Source organism: Mesorhizobium sp. M0800 (assembly GCF_040320095.1).
Lineage (GTDB): Bacteria > Pseudomonadota > Alphaproteobacteria > Rhizobiales > Rhizobiaceae > Mesorhizobium.
Window position 1 is genome coordinate 89,816 of sequence record NZ_JAMYOZ010000002.1, and the last position, 19,208, is coordinate 109,023.

The following is a 19,208-nucleotide window of genomic DNA, read 5'->3' on the forward strand; positions in this document are numbered from 1 at the left end:
GCGCCCATATCTGGTATGAGGTACAGGCTGCGCTGGGGCCATTTTCATTGTACAGGGGCGGCTGTCACATTTTTGCGGTTTTCCTCGGCTTGTGCTTGCTTGAGGGCGCCGGCACCCCACCTATAGGGCGGCCTGGCGGGCAGGGGTTTAGAAGAAGCAGTCATGTTAGCGGGACCAATCGAACCGACCAACACCGAGACGGAGTTGGCTCCCAAGGCCGCAGGCCGGGCGCGGGTCGACGCGTTTGACGTTGCGCAGCGTCATTCGCGCCGGGTCCGTATCCTCAAGCTGGCCGTGCCGCTGGTCGCTGCCGTGATTGCGGTCGCGTTTCCCGTCTATTCCTATCTCATGGCTCCCGCTGCAATCGAGGTGCAGGCCGACGGCGGCGCCTTTGCCGATGGCAAGCTGGTGATGGCCAACCCCAAGCTCAACGGCTTCACCAAACAGAACCTGCCCTATTCGATGACAGCCCTGCGCGCCATACAGGATGTCAGCAAACAAGGCATCATCGATCTGGAAGGCATCAAGGCCAAGCTGCCGATTGCGGCCGACAACACGGCCGCCATCGATGCCACGCACGGCACCTACGATCGCGACGGCAACACGCTCAGCCTGACCAGCGATGTGACCGTGTCGACCACGGATGGTGTGGTGGCAAAATTCAAATCAGTCTATCTCGACATGGGCGAAGGCACTATGAAGACAAGCGAGCCTGTCGATGTCAGCCGCGGCGGGTCGCGGATCAGGGCGGATTCGATGTCGGTCCAGGACAATGGCAAGGTCCTGGTTTTCGAGAACAAGGTGCGCGTCGACATCGATCCCGCCAGTTTGAAGGCGGCAGAGGCAAAGAGCGGAGAGACCAATGCGGTTCAGTAGTTCGGCACGGCGCCTCGCCGCGATTTCGGCGTTGACGCTCGGGTTGCCCTTGGGGCTGACCTTGGGGACGGCGCCGTCGCTGGCGCAATCCAGTGCCACCAGCCAAATGTCCGGCCTCAGGCTGTCGGGCGACAAGCCTATCCAGATCGAAAGCGACAAGCTCGAGGTGCGCCAGGCGGAAAGCGTCGCGGTCTTCACCGGCAACGTCAACGTCGTCCAGGGTCCAACCGTGCTCAAGGCCGGCAAAATGACGGTCTATTACGTCAGGGATGCAGGCGCCGCTAAAGGCGCCCAGCCCGCGGGTGCCGCGGCAATGACCGGATCCGCCAACATCGACCATCTCGAGGTCGACGATAAGGTCTACATCAAATCGGACAATCAGGTTGCTACCGGCGACCGCGGCACCTTCGACATGAAGACCGAAGTGCTGGTGCTTTCGGGCAGCAAGGTCGTGCTCTCGCAAGGCGACAACGTGCTTGTCGGCTGCAAGCTTACCGTGCAGATGAAGAGCGGCCTTGCCCAGGTCGACGCTTGCGGCGGCCGCGTCATGATGTCGATCACGCCGCCGGCGAAGTCTGGAGCAGCGAAACCCTGATGACCGGTATATCGTCGCTGCTGGCGCGTCTTCCAGGGCGCGCCGCCAGCAAACTTGCGGCACCGGCCAGGGTCACCGTCGAAGCGGCAAAGTTCAAGGGAACCTTGATCGCCAAGGGGCTGACCAAAAGCTACAAGGGCCGCAAAGTCGTCAGCGGCGTGACGCTGGGCGTGCGCGCCGGCGAGGCGGTTGGGCTGCTCGGCCCCAACGGCGCCGGCAAGACGACCTGTTTCTACATGGTAACCGGCCTGGTGCCGGTCGATGAAGGCACGATCGAAATCGACGGTTTCGACGTCACGTCGATGCCGATGTATCGCCGCGCCCGTCTCGGCATCGGCTATCTGCCGCAGGAAGCCTCGATTTTTCGCGGCCTGAATGTCGAGCAAAACATCCGGGCCGTGCTCGAAGTGGTCGAAAAGAGCCGCAAGGAGCGTGAGCGCCTGCTCGACGAATTGCTCGAGGAATTCCACATCAGCCATCTGCGCAAGGCTCCGTCGCTGTCGCTCTCCGGCGGTGAGCGGCGACGCCTCGAAATTGCCCGCGCCTTGGCAACCCGCCCCGCCTACATGTTGCTCGACGAACCTTTCGCCGGCATCGATCCGATCGCCGTCGCCGACATCCAGCAGCTCGTGCGCCACTTGACGGCACGTGGCATCGGCGTTCTGATCACCGACCACAATGTCCGCGAGACACTTGGCCTGATCGACCGCGCCTACATCATCCATGCCGGCCAGGTGCTGACTCATGGTCGAGCCGACGAAGTGGTCGCAAATGCCGATGTGCGGCGGCTTTATCTCGGCGAGGGATTTACGCTCTAAGTGCGAAATTCCGGCTCGAGCGGGATTTCCGGCGTAGTCCAGCAGCTTTTTCTTCAATTTTCTGCCTGAAAACGCGCCGGCAGGCGAGTTTTACCGCTCCTCGCCTTGACAAGCAAAAGCCGGGCCAGTTTCTATGCTGGCCTGGAAAATTCCTTCCAGCAGTGCGGGTGCGTAGACGGAGCGTTTGAAACCGAACCATGGCGTTGGCGGCAAAACTACAGCTACGACAGTCGCAGTCGCTGGTGATGACGCCGCAGCTGATGCAGTCGATCCGCCTGCTGCAGTTCACCCATCTCGAGCTGGAACGCTTCATCGACGACGAGATCGAACGCAATCCCCTGCTGGAACGCGCCGAACCGCAGGAGGACGCCGCCAGCGACCAGGCGCAGAAGGGCGACGCCGCATCGGAACCGGCTGCCGACGGCGACTGGTTCGAGGCGGAAACGGTGTGGAGCGCCGAGGCGATCTCGGAAAAGCTCGATACGTCGCTGGAAAACCTGTTTCCTGACGATCCTGGTACGAGCGAGCGGCTCGGGCCCGACCTGACGGCACAATGGAAATCGGCGTCCGGCAACGGTTCCACCTCTTCCTCCGACGGCTTCGACGTCGCGGATATGGCGGCGGCGGCCATCACGTTGCGCGACCATGTCGGCGAGCAGGTGGCGCTCGCCTTTGCCGATCCGGCGGCGCGCCTGATCGCCGGCGAGCTTGCCGACGGCCTCGACGAGGCCGGCTACCTGCGTGCCGACATGGCCGAGATCGCCGCCCGCCTCGGCACGGACGCCACGGCGGTGGCAACGGTCCTGGCGGTCTGCCAGACATTTGAGCCCGCCGGCATATTCGCCCGCGACCTCGCCGAATGCCTGTTGCTGCAGCTGGCCGTGCGCGACCGGCTCGATCCGGCGATGAAGGCGCTGATCGCCAATCTCGAACTTCTGGCACGGCGCGATTTCCAGACGCTGAAGCGGATTTGCGGCGTCGACGAGGAGGATCTGCTCGACATGCTGGCCGAGATCCGGGCGCTCGACCCGCGGCCGGGAATGGCGTTTTCGCGCGGTGCCAGCGATGCGATCGTGGCCGACATCGAGGTGCGTGCAGCCAATGACGGCAGCTGGACGGTCGAGCTCAATGCCGAGACGCTGCCGCGCGTGCTGGTCGATCACATCTATTTCGCCCAGGTCACGCCACATGCGAAAAACCAGGCGGAAAAGGATTTCCTTGCCGAATGCCTGCAGAACGCCAACTGGCTCACGCGCAGCCTCGACCAGCGGGCGAAGACCATTCTCAAGGTGGCCTCTGAGATCGTGCGCCAGCAGGACGCTTTTCTCGTTCACGGCGTGCGGCACCTGAAGCCGCTCAACCTGCGCACGGTGGCGGACGCCATCGGCATGCACGAATCAACGGTCAGCCGGGTCACGGCAAACAAATACATGCTGACGCCGCGCGGTGTGTTCGAGCTGCGCTATTTCTTCACCGCCTCGATCGCTTCGTCAGGTGGCGGCGATGCGCATTCGTCGGAAGCGGTGCGCGACCGCATAAAGCAGCTGATCGACGAGGAGAAAGCCATCGATGTGCTTTCCGACGATGCCATCGTGGACATGCTGCGGGAAAGCGGCGTCGACATCGCCAGGCGCACGGTGGCCAAATACCGGGAAGGCATGAACATACCCTCTTCGGTGCAGCGGCGGCGCGAAAAACGCGCTTTGGCCAGCGCCGGCCGTTGATCTCCGGCGGAATTTCCACAGCTTTCGCCCTTCATTGACAAGCGGCGACGAAGTGGCTAGAAGCCCGCCCGCATGAGACGGGCTGGCGAGTGGATTTGAGTTCGCCGATGCCCGCACGAGAGATGGTCCGTCACGACGTAGGCCACGGGACGGCCAAGAAGGCGGCTTGTGATCAACCGGAAAGTTCGGATCTAAAATCGGCGCAAGTGACGCCGCAAAAGCTTGTGCGCGCGGACCACGAGTATAAACTCAGGACAGTTTGAAGCCTGAGCAAGGAAGGTCAGTTTTCAGATGACACTGCGCATATCGGGAAAACACATGGATATCGGCGATGCGTTCCGTACGCGCATCAACGACCGTGTCGGGGAAGTGATCGGGAAATATTTCGATCGGGGCTTTTCAGGGCAAATCGTAGTCGTCAAATCGGGGTCGCGCTACACGGCCGATTGCATGATCCGGCTGGACTCCGGTGCTTCGCTGCAGGCGACCGGCGATGCCCAGGATCCAACGCTTGCCTTCGATACCGCGGCAGACCGTCTGGAAACGCGCCTCAGGCGCTACAAGCGCCGGCTGAAGTCGCACAATTCAGGCAATAGCAACGGCGAGCTCACCGACGTCGCCTATACGGTGATGGCGCCGCTTGCCGACGACGAGGAGGACATACCGGAGAATTTCGCGCCGGCCATCGTCGCCGAATCGACTATGACGCTGCGGACCATGTCGGTGGCGTCAGCGGTGATCGAACTCGACACCAAAGACAGCCCGGTCCTGGTCTTCCGCAATGCCGGAAATGACCATCTCAACATCGTCTATCGCCGGCCGGACGGGAATATCGGCTGGATCGATCCGTCCACGGCCAAGGTCGCGCAGGGGTAAAGACCAGCCGCACGCGAGCGTGGGGACTGGCGACGGCAGGCGAACAAGGGATTTCAAGCATGGATCTGAGCGATCTCGTCAGCGTTCCGGCAATCATGCCGGCGTTGAAGGCGAACTCCAAAAAGCAGCTGCTGCAATTGCTGTCCGAAAGGGCGGCGGCGATTTCCGGCATTCCGGAGCGAGAGGTGTTCGACACCATCCTGCAACGCGAGCGGCTCGGCTCCACCGGCGTCGGCAACGGCATCGCCATTCCGCACGGCAAGCTGGCTGGGGTGAAGCGGATCGCCGGCGTTTTTGCCCGGCTGGAGACACCGGTGGACTTCGAGGCCCTCGATGATCAGCCGGTCGACCTGGTGTTTCTGCTTTTGGCTCCCGAAGGTGCCGGCGCCGACCACCTCAAGGCGCTGTCGCGCATCGCGCGGGTGCTGCGCGACGCCGACACGGTTGCCAAGATCAGGGGCACGCGCGACGCCGTGGCCATCCATGCGCTGCTGTCGGACACGCAGGCCTCACACGCCGCTTGAGGTTTTGATTAAATCCGTTGAAGGGCCGCCGTGAGCGGCCCTGTCCGTTTCCAGCCAGATCGCTGCGCCATATTTGTCAGTGGATGGCGCCAATGTTGGTGGATAGCGACGTTAGTGGATAGCGACCGGGGTCAGATCGTTTTCCAGCGCGCCAGCCAGTGCCCGGTCGCGAGCGTCCGAAAGCAGGATCGGCTGGCCATTAGCGGCAAACAGGGCCCACAGTTCCAGACCCGGCGCGATTTCGCCGAGGCCCGGGAAACGGCCGCGCAGATCGTCGCTCGACACTTTCCTGAGATAGGCGACCGAACCTTCGCCGAGATGGGCGAATTCGCCGCTGGTCATGATGATATTCTCGTTAGTTCTGGTCATTTCAAGCCTCCTTGCCGCGAGACGCCGCTCAAGGCCATCCCGCATGAGAGCTATCGGCAAAAATCAGTCTTTCACCGATATGTTTATTTTTCGTACCAGCCGTTCGGATTCCGGCCGATCGAGATCGATCGACAGAAGGCCGTTCTTCAATTCCGCCGCAATCACCCGCATGCCGTCGGCCAGCACGAAACAGCGCTGGAACTGGCGCGCGGCGATGCCGCGGTGGAGAAATTCGCGCTCGGTGTCGTCGTTCTGACGGCCGCGCACGACCAACTGGTTCTCCTCCGTTGTGACATCGAGATCGCTTTCCGCGAAACCGGCGACGGCGAGCGTGATACGCAGCCTTTCGGTTTTGCCGTCGGCACCGCTGAGGCGCTCGATGTTGTAGGGAGGATAGCTGTCACCGGACTTTGCCAAGCGCTCCAGCGTCTTTTCCATGGAATCGAAACCGAGGAGAAGCGGGCTGGAAAAAGGCGTCATTCGGCTCATGTTACAGTGTCCTCTCAAGAGCGACATAAAGTGGAAAAACCCGGATGGCATTTTTCCCGATGGTCTTGATATGGTCCGCCGCCCGGCAGACTTCAAGCCGTCACACGTCCCGCCCAAAAAGACTTGCCAAAACAAGGAATTGAAATGCCCCAATCCCGCAGGATCATCATCGACACTGACCCCGGCCAGGACGATGCCGTCGCCATATTGCTGGCGCTCGGCAGCGCCGAGCTGGAGATCGTCGGCATCACCGCGGTGGCCGGCAACGTGCCGCTGAAACTTACCGAAAAAAACGCCCGCAAGATCTGCGAGCTGGCCGGCCGGCCGGACGTCAAGGTCTATGCAGGCGCCATCCGGCCGCTGGCGCGCGAACTGGTCACCGCCGAGGAAGTGCATGGCAAGACCGGCCTCAACGGGCCGCAACTGCCCGAACCAAAGATGAAACTGCAGGAAGAGTATGCGGTCGATTTCATCGTCGAGACGCTGATGAGGGAGGAGAGCGGCACGATCACGCTTTGCGCGCTCGGGCCGCTCACCAACGTTGCGCTGGCGCTGATTCGCGAGCCGAAAATCGCGCCGCGCATCAAGGAAATCGTGCTGATGGGCGGCGGCTTCTTCGAGGGCGGCAACGTCACGCCGACCGCCGAGTTCAACATCTATGTCGATCCGCATGCCGCCGATGTCGTGTTCAAATCCGGCATTCCGATCGTGATGATGCCGCTCGACGTCACCCACAAGGCGCTGACCACCGCCAAGCGCACGAAGGCCTTCCGCAAGCTCGGCACCAGGGTCGGCACGGCCACCGCGGACATGCTGGAATTCTTCGAACGTTTCGACGAGGAGAAATACGGTACCGACGGTGGCCCGCTGCACGATCCTTGCGTGATCGCGTATCTGCTGAAGCCGAAGCTGTTCAAGGGTCGCAACTGCAATGTCAGCGTGGAAACCGCCTCGGAGCTCACCATGGGCATGACGGTGATCGACTGGTGGGGGGTGACCAAACGGCCGAAGAACGCCATGGTGATGCGCGACATCGACCATGATGCGTTTTTCGCGCTGTTGCTGGAAAGGCTGGGGCGGCTTTAGGGCTGCTCAGTAGTTGAGCAGGCGGTAGGTGGTGGTACCGTCCTGGCGTTGCTGTTCTTCGATCGAGACTTCCGATCCGATCATGTGGGGTGTTTCCACCTCACCATCGACAAATATCCGAGCGTTGCCGTCATGGAGGCGGACTTCATATCTATAATAAAGTCCATGTCCGACGGAACCTTTCGGATTTAGAGGCATCGTCGCAACATCTTCGACGGTGCCTCCTACGAGTTGTGTGCCAGTGATCGGACTGTTCTGCCTAGTTACAATCGGCACAGCGATCGCGAGAGCGAGCGCGCACAAGATTGTGATGCCAACAACTCTGTCGCGAAACTCTTCCCGAAGCAAAAGAATGCGGGTTCTAAGAGAAATATTTGTCGGCCCCATACCTTAGAGTTGAGTAGCATAGGGGCTTTGTTCAAGAGCGATTCCCCGAAAAAGCCATGTCACTCGCTTCACCTTTGAAAACAGCTTATCGATCGATCGTCGTTCAATTTGCAAACCGGTAAAAGACGAAGCCATTGTCGCGCGTGACGCGCTCGATGCCGACGCGCGAGCCGATCAGATGCGGGAGGTCGTCGTAAACGAGGACCGTCGAACCGTTCTCAAGGACCAGCAGATATTGGATATTGCGCCCTTTACCCTGTCCACTTTTGATCGTTGCATCGACCGGGTCGACCGACCGGATCGGACTTGCGTCATTCGCCCATTTGTTCAGAGCCGACGGAACCATCACCGCGAACAAACCAATGAGCAGGATCACGCCGAACGCGTTCCTTTTCAAATCCGCGTAAGTCCACGGCATAGACATGAATCCCAAACTCTTGATCCATGTGGTGGCCTGAAGGCCGACTTTCAATCGGCCTTCCTATTCCAGGATGTTGCTGTTGGCGTCGCCGGGCTCGCGGCCGTTACTTCGCCTTGGAAAAGGCCAGCCACAGGCCGCCGCCGACCAGGAAGCTGCCGCTGATCCTCGACAAGAGCTTGACGCGGCCGGCCGACAGCAGGCGTCCGGCGCGGCCGGCGGCCAGCGCGTAGGTCGAATCCGAGACTGCGGCGAAGATCATCGCGGTGAGACCCATGACGCCGATCTGTAACGCGTAATTGCCTTCAGGCGCGATGAACTGCGGAAAGAAGGCGCCGAAGAACACCAGCGTCTTTGGATTGCTGATCGCCACCAGAAGCCCCTGCAAAAAGAAGCCGCCACGCGGCTTTTTTGCCGATCCGTCGGCGTTAACCTTGCCTTTCGAGCGGAACATCTGCACGCCCATCCAGATCAGGTAAGCGGCGCCGATCAGCCGGACCCATTCGAACCAGTGGCCCATGCCGGCGATCAGCGAGGTCAGCCCGATGCCGACAATGGCGATCATGATGGCTAGCCCGGCCTGGGTGCCGGCGACATTGGCGAGACCGGCGCGCGAGCCGTGGCGGATGCTGTTGGCGATGATCAGCGTCACCGTCGGCCCCGGCACCAGGATGATGACGATGCAGGCGACGACGTAGGTGGCGTAGAGTTCCAGCGACATTTTTCCCTCCACAGAATGCCGCTCGTGCGGCGCGCTGTCGCGATCAATGCATGACGATGAGTTGCGTGCAAGTCGGCGAGGCGCCGACAATACGGAGCTGATTTCAGCAGGCGCCGGCCTGCCATGGCAGCGTGGCCTCATACGCGGCAGCCGCCCTCAGCACGGATAGGTCACCGCGCGGCCGCCCGATCAATTGCATGCCCATTGGCCTGCCCCTGGCGTCGAAGCCCGCCGGTACGTTGACCGCCGGGCAGCCGCCCAGCGTGGCGAGCGCTGAGACCTGCATCCAGCGGTGATAGCTGTCCATGGCACGCCCGGCCACTTCCCTTGGCCAGTGGGTGACGACATCGAAGGGAAAGACCTGTGCGGCTGGCAGCGCAATCAGGTCGAAACGCTCGAAGAGCGACAGCAGCATTCGATGCCAGGACGAGCGCCTCACCGTGGCGGCGTGGATCTGCGGCGCGGTGAGGCGCAGTGCATGTTCCACCTCCCAAACGGCCTCCGGCTTCAGCAGACTTCGTTTCAGGAGATCGTCGTAATGCGCCTTGAGTGCACAACCGCTGCTCGCCTGGCGAAGCGTTACAAAGGCTTGCCACAGCGCTTCGAAGTCGAATTCCGGCATCAGCGGCTCGGCCTCGAAGGATACATCCGCGAACCGGCCGAGTGCTGCCTCGCAAAGCTGTAGAACGCCTGCTTCAACCGGCAGATGGCCGTTAAGATCGCCGAGCCAGGCGATGCGCCCGCCGGCCGCCGGTGCTTCCAGCCCTTCGAGGAACGAGCCTGGCTTATCATGCGACAGCGGCGCGCGAGGATGATAGCCGGCCTGAACGTCGAGCAGCAACGCCATGTCACGCACGTTACGCCCCATCGGCCCTTCGACGCCCATTTGCGCAAGAAACACATCAAGGTCAGGGCCGGCCGGCACCAATCCCTGCGATGGACGGAAGCCATAGACATTGTTGTAGGCAGCGGGATTGCGCAGGGAACCGCCAAAATCGCTGCCATCGGCAACGGGAACCATGTCGAGCGCCAGCGCGACCGCCGCACCGCCGCTCGAGCCGCCGGCGGTCAGCGCCGGGTCAAATGCGTTGAGCGTCTGTCCGAACACGGTGTTGTAGGTGTTGGAGCCGAGCCCGAATTCGGGAACGTTGGTCTTGCCGATGATGATCGCGCCGGCCTTGCGGACGCGCTCGACGAAGAAGTCGTCTTCCTCAGGCACGAAATCGGCGAAGATCGGCGAGCCGAAGGTGGTTCTCAGGCCGATTGTCAGCGCAAGATCCTTAATCGCGATCGGCAGGCCGAACAGCGATCCGGTATCTCCTCCTCGCGCCAGATGGGCGTCAGCGCTGTCGGCCTCGCGCAGGATGTCGGCACGCTCACGCAATGAAACGATAGCGTTGACCAGCGGGTTCACCGCCTCGATCCTGTCGAGGAATGCCGCGACCACTTCGCGCACCGAAAGCTGCCGGCGCCTGATCTTCCCGGCAAGCGCCACGGCAGACAGGCGGCAGATGTCGCCGGCGGGCGGCACCGCATGCTTGGTCTTCGGGCGCATGGCTGTCATCCGGCTTCAGCCTGTAGATTTCTGCAGGGCGGCATCGACGTCCCTGGCCAGCGGGATGGCCGGCTGTGCACCGGCCTTCAGGCAGGCCAGCGAACCGGCTGCGGCAGCGCGGGCAAGCGCCTGGTCGAGCGGCAGGCCGGCTGCCAGCCCGGCTGCAAAATAGCCGCAGAACGTGTCGCCGGCGCCGACCGTATCGAGCGGACTGATCTTCAGCGCCGGAACCATCAGGAGATCGTCCGGCGTTGCCGCCAGAACGCCGTCCGCGCCAAGCGTGACGACGATGGTGCGGCCGGTTCTCGCGGCATAGTCGCGCATCCGTGCCGGGCGGTCGCGGCCATTCAACGACAGCGCCTCGCCATAGAGGTCGAACTCGGTTTCGTTGGCGACGAGATAGTCGGCCTTGCCGAGGAAGCCGGCCGCGTCGCCATGGAAAGGTGCGGTGTTGAGCACTGTGATCGCGCCGGCCGTGCTTGCCGCGTCGAGTGCTGCCTCGACGGTCTGCAGCGGGATCTCCAGTTGCAGCAGCACGACGTCGCCGTTTTTTACGAAAGCCTTGGAAAGGTCACCCGGCACGACCGAATCATTGGCGCCTGGCACGACGGCGATCACGTTCTCGCCGTCGGCGCCGACCATGATCAACGCGGTACCGGTCGAGGCAAAGGTCTCGCCGACGCCGGACAGGTCGATCTTGCCGTCGCGCAGCAGCGCCAGAGCGTCGCTGGCGAAGCTGTCCTTGCCGACCGCGCCGACCATGCGCACCTTGGCGCCGGCGCGGGCGGCGGCCAGCGCCTGGTTGGCGCCCTTGCCGCCGGGGGCAGTAGCGAAACCGGAGCCGCGCACGGTCTCGCCGGGACCGGGCAAGCGGTCGACACTTGCGATGAGATCGAGATTGATGGAGCCGATGACGACGATCAAGAAGTGCCTCCCGCTAGCGCATACCACTCTAATTGCGCGGGAAGCTACTCCGTAAGATCGCTGCTTGTCACTCTAGCGGTCCTTGCATCGCTCCTATCGTTCCATTCGTTGGCTATTCAAGAAGAGACCTGTCCCGCCTCCCAGCCGAGGATGGCGCGTTTGCGGGTCAGGCCCCAATGATAGCCGGTGAGTGCGCCGGACTTGCCGAGAGCCCGGTGGCATGGCACAACGAAGGACATCGGATTGGCACCGACCGCGGCACCGACAGCCCGGCTGGCACTCGGTGCGCCGATGCGCGCGGCGATCGAGGAATAGGTGCAGGCCTGGCCCATCGGAATACGCAGCAAGGCCTCCCAGACACGGACCTGGAAGTCTGTGCCGATCATGACGACGCGCAGCGGCTGGTCGGCGCGCCACAGCGACGGATCGAAGATGCGCGCGGCATAGGGCGCCGTCGCCGCCATGTCCTCGACATAGGTCGCATTCGGCCAGCGGCTGGACATGTCGGCAAAGGCCGCACGCTCGCCGCCGGGGTCGTTGAAGGCGAGGCCGGCGAGGCCGCGGTCAGTCACCATGATCAGCGCGATGCCGAAAGGCGAGATATGATAGCCGTAGCGGATGGTGAGCCCTGCGCCGCGGGTCTTGTAATCGCCCGGCGACATCGCTTCGTGGGTGACGAACAGATCGTGCAGCCGGCCTGGGCCGGACATGCCGAGTTCGAACGAGGTTTCAAGCAGCGGCATGCCGGCATCGAGCAGCTTGCGCGCATGATCGAGGGTGACGGCCTGCAGAAAAGCCTTGGGCGACAGGCCGGCCCAGCGGGTGAACAGCTTCTGCAGCCCGGTCGGCGTCTCGCCGACCTCCTCGGCCAGCACTTCCAACGAAGGCTGGTCGCGATAGTCGAGGCTGATCTTTTCGATGGCACGACGGACGATTTCGTAGTCTCCACCTTCAGGCGTGATGTCTTTCTGAAGGATTGCTGTCGTTTTGAGAGGCATTTGGGCGTTCATGGCAGTATCTCCTTGAGTGCGAATATCGTCCTTCGCGGCGCCGATCACCACCCGAAACTTGCTTTCCCGCGGCATGTACCCAGATAGAGCTGGGCTTTAAATGGGGAGGACGGTCGTGGCTGGTGAAAAAGTAAACCTGACCGGGGCAAAGGAGACTTTGCTTTTGACACTTTACGGCAAGGCGCTGGAGAGCCGGCTGCCCAATTCGCTGCTCAGGGACTACTTTGCCGACGAAGTGGTGCGCAACATCGACTATGATTTCTCACGGCTCAAGGTCGACAACAATCTCGGCATCGGTCTAGCAATCAGGGCAAAGACGCTGGACGTCTGCGTTCAGGACTTTCTCGCCCGAAATCCTGACGCCATCGTACTGCATCTCGGGTGTGGGCTCGATACCCGCATATTCCGTATCGACCCGCCAGCCGGCGTGGACTGGTTCGACGTCGACTATCCCGAAGTCATCGACCTCAGGCGCAAGCTCTATCCAGTGCGGGATCACTACCACCTGATCGCTTCGTCGGTCACCGAACCGGGATGGCTGAACGAAGTACCTCGGGATCGCCCGGCCATAGTCGTGGCGGAAGGCCTGACTCCATACCTGGGCGCCGAGGAGGGGCAGCAACTGTTTTCTCGTTTGGTGGGACATCTTTCGAGCGGCGAACTGGTTTTCGATGCCTATAGTCGCCTGGGACTGAAGATCATTCGCCTCAATTCCTCCTTCCGCGCCACCGGCGCCGAGGTCCACTGGAGCATCGAGAACCCGCATGAATTGGAGCGAGCCGTTCCGAAGCTGCGGTTCGTCGAGGACATCCCTGCCTATAAGCCGGAACATGCCGCTCGCATGCGCTGGTTCGCGAAACTGTTCGTTCGCCTTTGGAAATACATTCCAGCATTGCGCAAGATCGGCAGGCTGTTGCGCTATCGGTTCTGAAACGCTGGCTCAGCGCGCCTTGGCGGTCGCCAGAGCGCGCGAAAATGCGGTGGCAAAACTTTCGCGGTCGGCAGGGTTGAGGAAGCCGCCGATCGAGACGGTTTTTCCTTGCGCCTCGACCGCCATTCTGGTGATGCCGATCTCGGCGTGGCGGGCGATCGAAAAGCGCGCCCAGAACGGATTGAAGCGGTGTGCTTCCGATTTGCCTGACGGGGCAGTCTTGCGGATGTCGAGGCTGGTGCGCGACACCGATACCTCCTCGCGAGCCCGGGCGGCACGATAATTGGCGCGGAAGGCGATGTAGACGGCGATCACGTCGAGGCCGAAGAAGCCGAACACCGGCCAGGCGCGCGACAGAAAAAAAGCTCCGGTCACCAGCCAGCCGAACAGCAGGGCGCCCATCAGGATGGCAAAGCCGGTCTTGCCCAGCGACCGGTGCGGTGTCAGCAGCGCCTGGAAAAATGGCTCGTCGGCCTGAAATGAGGCGTTTGTGTCGCTCATTGGGGAATATTATAGGAAGGCAATGACAAGCCCCAAGCCCAAAAACTCTTCTGCGCTAAAAAAAGACCTGTTGCCCGGCCGCCGCGACGGCTCGAACGTCAAGCCGCGTCCGCGGCCGGCGAGATCGCGGGCGCTTTACAGCGCGGCCGAGGTGCATGAGATTTTCCGGCGCTTTTCCGTTCAGCGGCCGGAACCGAGGGGCGAGCTCGAACATATCAACGCCTTCACGCTGTTGGTGGCGGTGGTGCTTTCGGCTCAGGCGACGGACGCCGGCGTCAACAAGGCGACGCGGGCGCTGTTCAAAATTGCCGACACGCCGCAAAAGATGCTGGCGCTGGGCGAGGCCAAGCTCGGCGACCATATCCGCACCATCGGGCTATGGCGCAACAAGGCCAAGAACGTCATCGCGCTGTCCGAGGCGCTGATCCGCGACCATGGCGGCGAGGTGCCTGAGGATCGCGATCAACTGGTCGAGCTGCCGGGTGTCGGCCGCAAGACCGCCAACGTCGTGCTCAACGTGGCATTCGGCCAGCATACGATGGCGGTCGACACGCACATCTTCCGCATCGGTAACAGGCTCGGCCTGGCGCCGGGCAAGACGCCGGAACAGGTCGAGCAAGGTTTCCTGAAGATCATTCCGGATGAATATATGCGGCACGCGCATCATTGGCTGATCCTGCACGGCCGCTATGTCTGCAAGGCGCGCAAGCCGGATTGCCCGGCCTGCGTCATCGCCGATATCTGCAAGGCCAAGGAAAAGACGACCAGCGTGCCTGCACCGCTGGTCGAGATCGCGCCGCTCGGGCCAGTAGAAGCGGCTACTGAGTCAGTGCCCGGCAAGTGACTGTGAAGTTCCTCCTATGTGGCGCCGTCCACATTCAGGAACTCTCCTCGAACACCTCCTCGCGCTTCTTCCTGACCGCGGGGAGAAACACGATGACGAGCACGGCAAGCGCGATGAGGAGCAGGCTGGCGCTGATCGGCCGCGTCACGAAGGTGCTCGGATCGCCGCGCGAGAGGATCATGGCGCGGCGCAGGTTTTCCTCGAGCAGCGGGCCGAGCACGAAGCCGAGCAGCAGCGGCGCAGGTTCGCAGCGCAGCTTGGTCAGGAGGTAGCCAAGCAAGCCGAAGAAGGCGACGGCATAGAGGTCGTAGACGTTGGTGTTGACGCTGTAAACGCCGATCGAGCAGAACGCCATGATGATCGGGAAGAGCACATAGTAGGGGATGGTAAGAAGTTTCACCCAAAGCCCGATCAGCGGCAGGTTCAAGATGATCAGCATCAGATTGCCGATCCACATCGAGGTGATGATACCCCAAAACAGCGCAGGCTGTTCGATGGCAACATTGGGGCCGGGCACGATGCCCTGGATGATCATCGCGCCGATCATCAGCGCCATTACCGGGTTGGCCGGAATGCCGAGCGTCAGCATCGGGATGAAGGAGGTTTGGGCGCCGGCATTGTTGGCCGATTCCGGTCCGGCGACGCCTTCGATGGCGCCCTTGCCGAATTCCCCGGGATTTTTCGAGACACGTTTTTCGACGGTGTAGGAGGCAAAGGCGGCAAGGATCGCGCCGCCTCCCGGCAGGATGCCGAGCGCCGAACCGATGATTGTCCCGCGCACGATGGGAGCCGCCATGCGCCGAAAATCTTCGCGGGTCGGCATAAGGCCGGAGATCTTTCGGATCAGCACGGAACGCTCATGCTCGTTTTCGAGGTTGCGCAGTATCTCGGCGACGCCGAAGACGCCGACCGCCACTGCGACGAAATTCAACCCGTCGGCATATTCGCGGATGCCGAGCGTGAAGCGGGGCGTGCCGGTGTAGATATCGGTGCCGACAAGGCCGAGCAGCAGGCCGAGCACGACCATGGCCAGTGCCTTGACGATCGAGCCGTGGGCGAGCGCGACGGACGAGACCAGGCCGACGATCATCAGCGAAAAATACTCGGGCGCGCCGAATCTCAGCGCTATCGCCGTCAGCGGTGGGGCGAAGATGGCGACGAGGAAGGTCGACACTGTGCCGGCAAAGAACGAGCCTATCGCCGCGGTCGCCAGGGCTGCTCCGGCGCGGCCGTTCCTGGCCATCTGATAGCCATCGATTGCGGTGACGGCCGACGAGGATTCGCCGGGCATGTTGATGAGAATGGCGGTGGTCGAGCCGCCATACTGCGCGCCGTAATAGATACCGGCGAGCATGATGAGAGAGGAAACCGGGTCGCCGATCTGGAAGGTGATCGGCAACAGCATGGCGATGGTTGCGGTGGCACCGATGCCGGGCAGGACGCCAATCAGCGTGCCGAGAAGGACGCCGATCAGGCAGAAACCGAGGTTTGCCAAAGATGTGGCTGTCGAAAAGCCGAGTGCGAGGTTGTTGAGGAGTTCCATTTCATCTCCTCACAACGACGTTGGCAACCACGGGCCGAAACGCCGAAACGGCAGGCCGAGTGCGTAGCTGAAGACGACGAATGCGAACAGCGTCAGGCCGGCTGACAGCACGAGTGCAGTCAGCGGCTTCATGCGGCCGCTGGCAAACGATGCGATCAGCGCCGTCAGGAAGATCGACGGGATGAAGCCGAGGCCGCGCACCGTCAGGCCGAAGAAGATCGGAGCAGGCAGGATGAACAGCATGCCGCGCCACGCAATGTAACCGATCGGCTCGCTCTCGAAACGCACCGCTTGGACGAGGATGGCGGCGCCAAGCAAGATCAGCACAATTGCCAGCACCAGCGGGAAATAGCCCGGCCCCATGCGAAAGGCGGTGCCGATTTCGAGGCCCAGCGACTGCAGCGCGAAAAAGGCGCCAATAAAGATCAACAGCGCGGCGCATATGCCGTTGGTTCTGTCGATTGCGAAAGGTTTCATGGCGTCCTCCCGGCCCGCCTCACGGGCGTGCCGATGCCGGTGTAAAAACGGGGCGCTGGCGGCGCCCCGTTAAAAACCTTTAGTCGGCGTACTGGCCGGCCGCTTCGATGATCGGCTTCCAGCGCGCAATCTCACTTTCCAGCTTGGCCTTGAGCGCGGCCGGCGTGGCATCGGCCTCGGGCGACGGCTTGGTGCCGAGTTCGGCAAATCTGGCGACGACGTTCTGGTCCTTCAGCGCCACCTGCAGAGATTTCGACAGGCGTTCGGTGATCTCGGCCGGCGTGCCCTTGGGTGCATAGATGCCGTGCCAGATGCCGACCTGCACCTGGGGAAGACCGGCCTCTATCGTCGTCGGCACGTCCGGCAGCACGTCTAGCCGTTGCGGCGAGGTTACGGCATAAGCCTTGATCGTGCCGCCCTGGATCTGCTTGGTGGTATTCGTCGTCTGGTCGCACATGATGTCGACCTGGCCGCCGAGAAGATCGGTCATGGCCGGGCCGGTGCCCTTATAGGGTACGGTGACCAGCGGCGTGCCGATGGCGCTCATAAACAGCATGCCGCACAGATGCGAGGCGGCACCGATCCCGGCATTGGCAACGGTGATGCTGTCCTTGTTGGCCTTGGCGTAGTCGACCAGCCCCTTCAGATCGGTCGGCTCGAGGTCCTTGCGGCCGACGATGGTCATCGGCACCTCGGTGACGAGGCCGACATATTCGAATGCGTTCAGCGTGTCGTAGGCGAGCTTTCTGTAGAGCGTAGCACTTGTCGCCATGCCGATGTGATGGAGGAGCAGCGTGTAGCCGTCAGGCTCGGCATTTGCGACGCGGCCCGCGCCCAGTGTGCCGCCGGCGCCGCCGACATTCTCGACGATGACCTGCTGGCCGAGGTCCTTCGACATGGCTTCCGCGACAAGACGCGTGACGGTGTCAGTAGGGCCGCCGGCCGAAAACGGCACGACAATGGTGATGGTGCGTTCGGGGTAGGTCTGCGCGCCAGCGTCCGGTGGGTAAAGCATGGCGGCCGCAGCGACAGCCAGCGCGGCGACGAATTTTCTCATCGTGATTCCTCCCAGGATACGAATTACCAACCGCTGCGCAGAGTTCCTCTCAAAACCGAATGTAGATGGAGCAATAACTAGCGCAACCCGACAAATGACAATCGGCCTCGAATGGCAAACTGCACGTTTGTCCGCGCAGATGAGTGGAAAGGTTGGGCCGCGCGATGCCCTTCCTCCGACCTATCTTAATAACCGTAGCCGCGCGCTATCGCCGCCGCGAACACCGGGATCAAGAGGAAGATGAAGGCCGCGGTGCGGACATAGGTGCGAACGGACGCTAGCTCCGCCGCAGGAACCTGGAAGCCGGGACTGACGCTCGCCTGCCTGTTCCAGGACAGGAAACGGATGGTCGGGATAATCGACAACAGGCCGACAATGGCGAAAGCGGCCATCTTTGCCCAGAACATCCAATTGTAGACGTAGAATTCCCAGCCTTTCAGACCATAGACGACGCGGCCGATGCCGACGACGATGATCAGCATGGCAATGATGCCGTAGTGGCGGTCGATGCCGACGAGCCGCTTCAGCGTCGCGGCCGACAAGTCGCTGCGGATCAGGACGAATTCGGCGCCGATGATGCCTGCCAGCGAAAACACCAGCAGATGATGGAAGATGGCAAGCACAAGGTCGGTGGTGTCCATGCTGTATTCCCTCTGTCGGACGGCAGCGCCGAAACCCAACGCGTCTGAACCAATACTGGAGAAAACTAACACCGCCTGGCAGGATTCACATCAGCCTGGAAGATGATCTACACAGCCTTGGCTCTTGTTTTTCGCAACGGATTTGGATTTCCCGTCTCGGGCGTGTCGCTGTCCCCACGTTTGGAAGACCTGCATTAGGCACCGGCAACACAACCGAGACATGACCATGGCCAGTCCGCATACAATTGTCGCCCCAGTGATTGAGACCTCGCGCACGGTCCTGCGGCCGCACCGGCTTGACGATTTCGACGCCTATGTCGCTATGTGGGCCGATCCCGTCGTCACCCGCTTTATCGGCGGCAAGCCGCGCACGCGGGAGGAAAGCTGGATGCGCTTCCTACGCCACGCCGGCCTGTGGTCGCTTCTGGGCTACGGCTTCTGGGCGATCGAGGAAAAGGCGACCGGCCGCTTCATCGGCGAGGCCGGCTTTCACGATCTGAAACGCGACATGACGCCATCGATCGAGGGCATTCCGGAAACCGGCTGGGCTCTGGTTTCGGGCGCGCATGGCCACGGGTTGGCCAGCGAAGTCGTCGCACGGGTGCTTGCCTGGGGCGACGAGACGTTCGGCGCCGCGAAGACCGTCTGCATCATCGATCCGGAAAACACCGGATCGCTGAACGTCGCGGCAAAATGTGGTTATGGCGAAGTGCTGCGAACCGTCTACCAAGGCAAGCCGACCATCCTGCTGGAGCGGCAACCCTGACGGATGCTGTTTGGCACTGCCTGCCACGTCGTCTTCGGGCGTCCGGTTCGCCAGCCTGAAAATCGCGCAGGCCGAT

Annotated in this window: 22 protein-coding genes; 10 read left to right on the top strand and 12 right to left on the bottom strand. The window is 62.1% G+C overall.

Annotated elements, in window-relative coordinates:
• Positions 1 to 162 precede the first annotated feature (162 nt).
• From lptC to ptsN, 6 genes are all read left to right on the top strand, one after another.
• A complete protein-coding gene (lptC, locus tag NKI18_RS02870) occupies positions 163 to 876 on the top strand; it encodes an LPS export ABC transporter periplasmic protein LptC (RefSeq protein ID WP_023675263.1) in 714 nt (237 codons plus the stop codon).
• On the top strand, positions 863 to 1,471 hold the full coding sequence (locus NKI18_RS02875) for an LptA/OstA family protein (RefSeq protein ID WP_352616477.1): 609 nt from the start codon (positions 863 to 865) through the stop codon (positions 1,469 to 1,471). Before lptC ends, NKI18_RS02875 begins: the two co-directional genes overlap by 14 nt.
• Positions 1,471 to 2,289 (top strand): LPS export ABC transporter ATP-binding protein, encoded by an 819-nt coding sequence (gene lptB, locus NKI18_RS02880; protein WP_292664962.1) that lies wholly within the window; start codon positions 1,471 to 1,473, stop codon positions 2,287 to 2,289. The genes NKI18_RS02875 and lptB overlap by 1 nt, the downstream gene beginning before the upstream one ends.
• Before the next feature lie 197 nt (positions 2,290 to 2,486).
• Positions 2,487 to 4,013 carry an RNA polymerase factor sigma-54 gene (gene rpoN / locus NKI18_RS02885; protein WP_352616475.1) on the top strand — a complete coding sequence of 509 codons (1,527 nt, stop codon included), beginning with the start codon at positions 2,487 to 2,489 and terminating at the stop codon, positions 4,011 to 4,013.
• A 291-nt stretch (positions 4,014 to 4,304) separates the two neighbouring features.
• Positions 4,305 to 4,889, top strand: coding sequence for a ribosome hibernation-promoting factor, HPF/YfiA family (gene hpf, locus NKI18_RS02890; RefSeq protein WP_023675267.1), 585 nt, complete (start codon positions 4,305 to 4,307; stop codon positions 4,887 to 4,889).
• A gap of 59 nt (positions 4,890 to 4,948) precedes the next feature.
• The gene (gene ptsN, locus NKI18_RS02895) at positions 4,949 to 5,413 is read left to right on the top strand and encodes a PTS IIA-like nitrogen regulatory protein PtsN (RefSeq protein WP_023675268.1); all 465 of its coding nucleotides are present in this window, start codon (positions 4,949 to 4,951) and stop codon (positions 5,411 to 5,413) included.
• Positions 5,414 to 5,524: 111 nt separating this feature from the next.
• Here ptsN and NKI18_RS02900 read toward each other — a convergent pair whose 3' ends face one another.
• Together NKI18_RS02900 and NKI18_RS02905 are read right to left on the bottom strand one after the other, a co-directional pair.
• The gene (locus NKI18_RS02900) at positions 5,525 to 5,782 is read right to left on the bottom strand and encodes a BQ00720 family protein (RefSeq protein WP_023675269.1); all 258 of its coding nucleotides are present in this window, start codon (positions 5,780 to 5,782) and stop codon (positions 5,525 to 5,527) included.
• A 63-nt stretch (positions 5,783 to 5,845) separates the two neighbouring features.
• On the bottom strand, positions 5,846 to 6,271 hold the full coding sequence (locus tag NKI18_RS02905) for an Hsp20 family protein (RefSeq protein ID WP_023675270.1): 426 nt from the start codon (positions 6,269 to 6,271) through the stop codon (positions 5,846 to 5,848).
• Positions 6,272 to 6,415: 144 nt separating this feature from the next.
• On the opposite strand from NKI18_RS02905, the gene NKI18_RS02910 reads away from it, so the two are divergent.
• Positions 6,416 to 7,357 (top strand): nucleoside hydrolase, encoded by a 942-nt coding sequence (locus NKI18_RS02910; RefSeq protein WP_352616472.1) that lies wholly within the window; start codon positions 6,416 to 6,418, stop codon positions 7,355 to 7,357.
• A gap of 490 nt (positions 7,358 to 7,847) precedes the next feature.
• Here NKI18_RS02910 and NKI18_RS02915 read toward each other — a convergent pair whose 3' ends face one another.
• The 5 genes from NKI18_RS02915 to NKI18_RS02935 form a co-directional block, all read right to left on the bottom strand.
• Positions 7,848 to 8,216, bottom strand: a complete 369-nt coding sequence (locus tag NKI18_RS02915) for a hypothetical protein (RefSeq protein WP_352616470.1) — start codon at positions 8,214 to 8,216, stop codon at positions 7,848 to 7,850.
• Between the two features lie 52 nt (positions 8,217 to 8,268).
• Positions 8,269 to 8,883 (bottom strand): LysE family translocator, encoded by a 615-nt coding sequence (locus NKI18_RS02920; RefSeq protein ID WP_352616469.1) that lies wholly within the window; start codon positions 8,881 to 8,883, stop codon positions 8,269 to 8,271.
• 103 nt (positions 8,884 to 8,986) lie between these two features.
• Positions 8,987 to 10,447: an amidase gene (locus NKI18_RS02925; protein ID WP_352616468.1), complete on the bottom strand. Its 1,461-nt coding sequence runs from the start codon at positions 10,445 to 10,447 to the stop codon at positions 8,987 to 8,989.
• Positions 10,448 to 10,453: 6 nt separating this feature from the next.
• Positions 10,454 to 11,362 (bottom strand): ribokinase, encoded by a 909-nt coding sequence (locus tag NKI18_RS02930; protein WP_352616467.1) that lies wholly within the window; start codon positions 11,360 to 11,362, stop codon positions 10,454 to 10,456.
• A gap of 116 nt (positions 11,363 to 11,478) precedes the next feature.
• Entirely contained in the window at positions 11,479 to 12,372 is an 894-nt protein-coding gene (locus tag NKI18_RS02935; RefSeq protein ID WP_352453988.1) for a methylated-DNA--[protein]-cysteine S-methyltransferase, read from the bottom strand.
• Positions 12,373 to 12,487: 115 nt separating this feature from the next.
• On the opposite strand from NKI18_RS02935, the gene NKI18_RS02940 reads away from it, so the two are divergent.
• A complete protein-coding gene (locus tag NKI18_RS02940) occupies positions 12,488 to 13,303 on the top strand; it encodes a class I SAM-dependent methyltransferase (protein WP_352616464.1) in 816 nt (271 codons plus the stop codon).
• A 9-nt stretch (positions 13,304 to 13,312) separates the two neighbouring features.
• On the opposite strand, the gene NKI18_RS02945 is transcribed toward NKI18_RS02940, so the two are convergent.
• The gene (locus NKI18_RS02945; protein ID WP_352616463.1) at positions 13,313 to 13,804 is read right to left on the bottom strand and encodes a DUF2244 domain-containing protein; all 492 of its coding nucleotides are present in this window, start codon (positions 13,802 to 13,804) and stop codon (positions 13,313 to 13,315) included.
• Positions 13,805 to 13,826: 22 nt separating this feature from the next.
• Here NKI18_RS02945 and nth point away from each other — a divergent pair, with 22 nt between their 5' ends.
• On the top strand, positions 13,827 to 14,648 hold the full coding sequence (gene nth / locus NKI18_RS02950) for an endonuclease III (protein ID WP_023675282.1): 822 nt from the start codon (positions 13,827 to 13,829) through the stop codon (positions 14,646 to 14,648).
• 34 nt (positions 14,649 to 14,682) lie between these two features.
• Here the strand turns inward: nth and NKI18_RS02955 are convergent, their stop codons facing one another.
• The 4 genes from NKI18_RS02955 to NKI18_RS02970 form a co-directional block, all read right to left on the bottom strand.
• A complete protein-coding gene (locus NKI18_RS02955) occupies positions 14,683 to 16,191 on the bottom strand; it encodes a tripartite tricarboxylate transporter permease (RefSeq protein WP_352616462.1) in 1,509 nt (502 codons plus the stop codon).
• A 9-nt stretch (positions 16,192 to 16,200) separates the two neighbouring features.
• Complete coding sequence (locus NKI18_RS02960; RefSeq protein ID WP_352616461.1) at positions 16,201 to 16,668, bottom strand: tripartite tricarboxylate transporter TctB family protein; 468 nt, start codon at positions 16,666 to 16,668, stop codon at positions 16,201 to 16,203.
• Positions 16,669 to 16,747: 79 nt separating this feature from the next.
• Positions 16,748 to 17,725, bottom strand: coding sequence for a tripartite tricarboxylate transporter substrate-binding protein (locus NKI18_RS02965; protein ID WP_502900647.1), 978 nt, complete (start codon positions 17,723 to 17,725; stop codon positions 16,748 to 16,750).
• A 185-nt stretch (positions 17,726 to 17,910) separates the two neighbouring features.
• Entirely contained in the window at positions 17,911 to 18,366 is a 456-nt protein-coding gene (locus NKI18_RS02970) for a DUF2214 family protein (RefSeq protein WP_352616460.1), read from the bottom strand.
• A 226-nt stretch (positions 18,367 to 18,592) separates the two neighbouring features.
• Between NKI18_RS02970 and NKI18_RS02975 the strand changes: the two genes are divergently transcribed.
• Positions 18,593 to 19,132 carry a GNAT family N-acetyltransferase gene (locus NKI18_RS02975; protein ID WP_352616458.1) on the top strand — a complete coding sequence of 180 codons (540 nt, stop codon included), beginning with the start codon at positions 18,593 to 18,595 and terminating at the stop codon, positions 19,130 to 19,132.
• Positions 19,133 to 19,208: the final 76 nt, after the last annotated feature.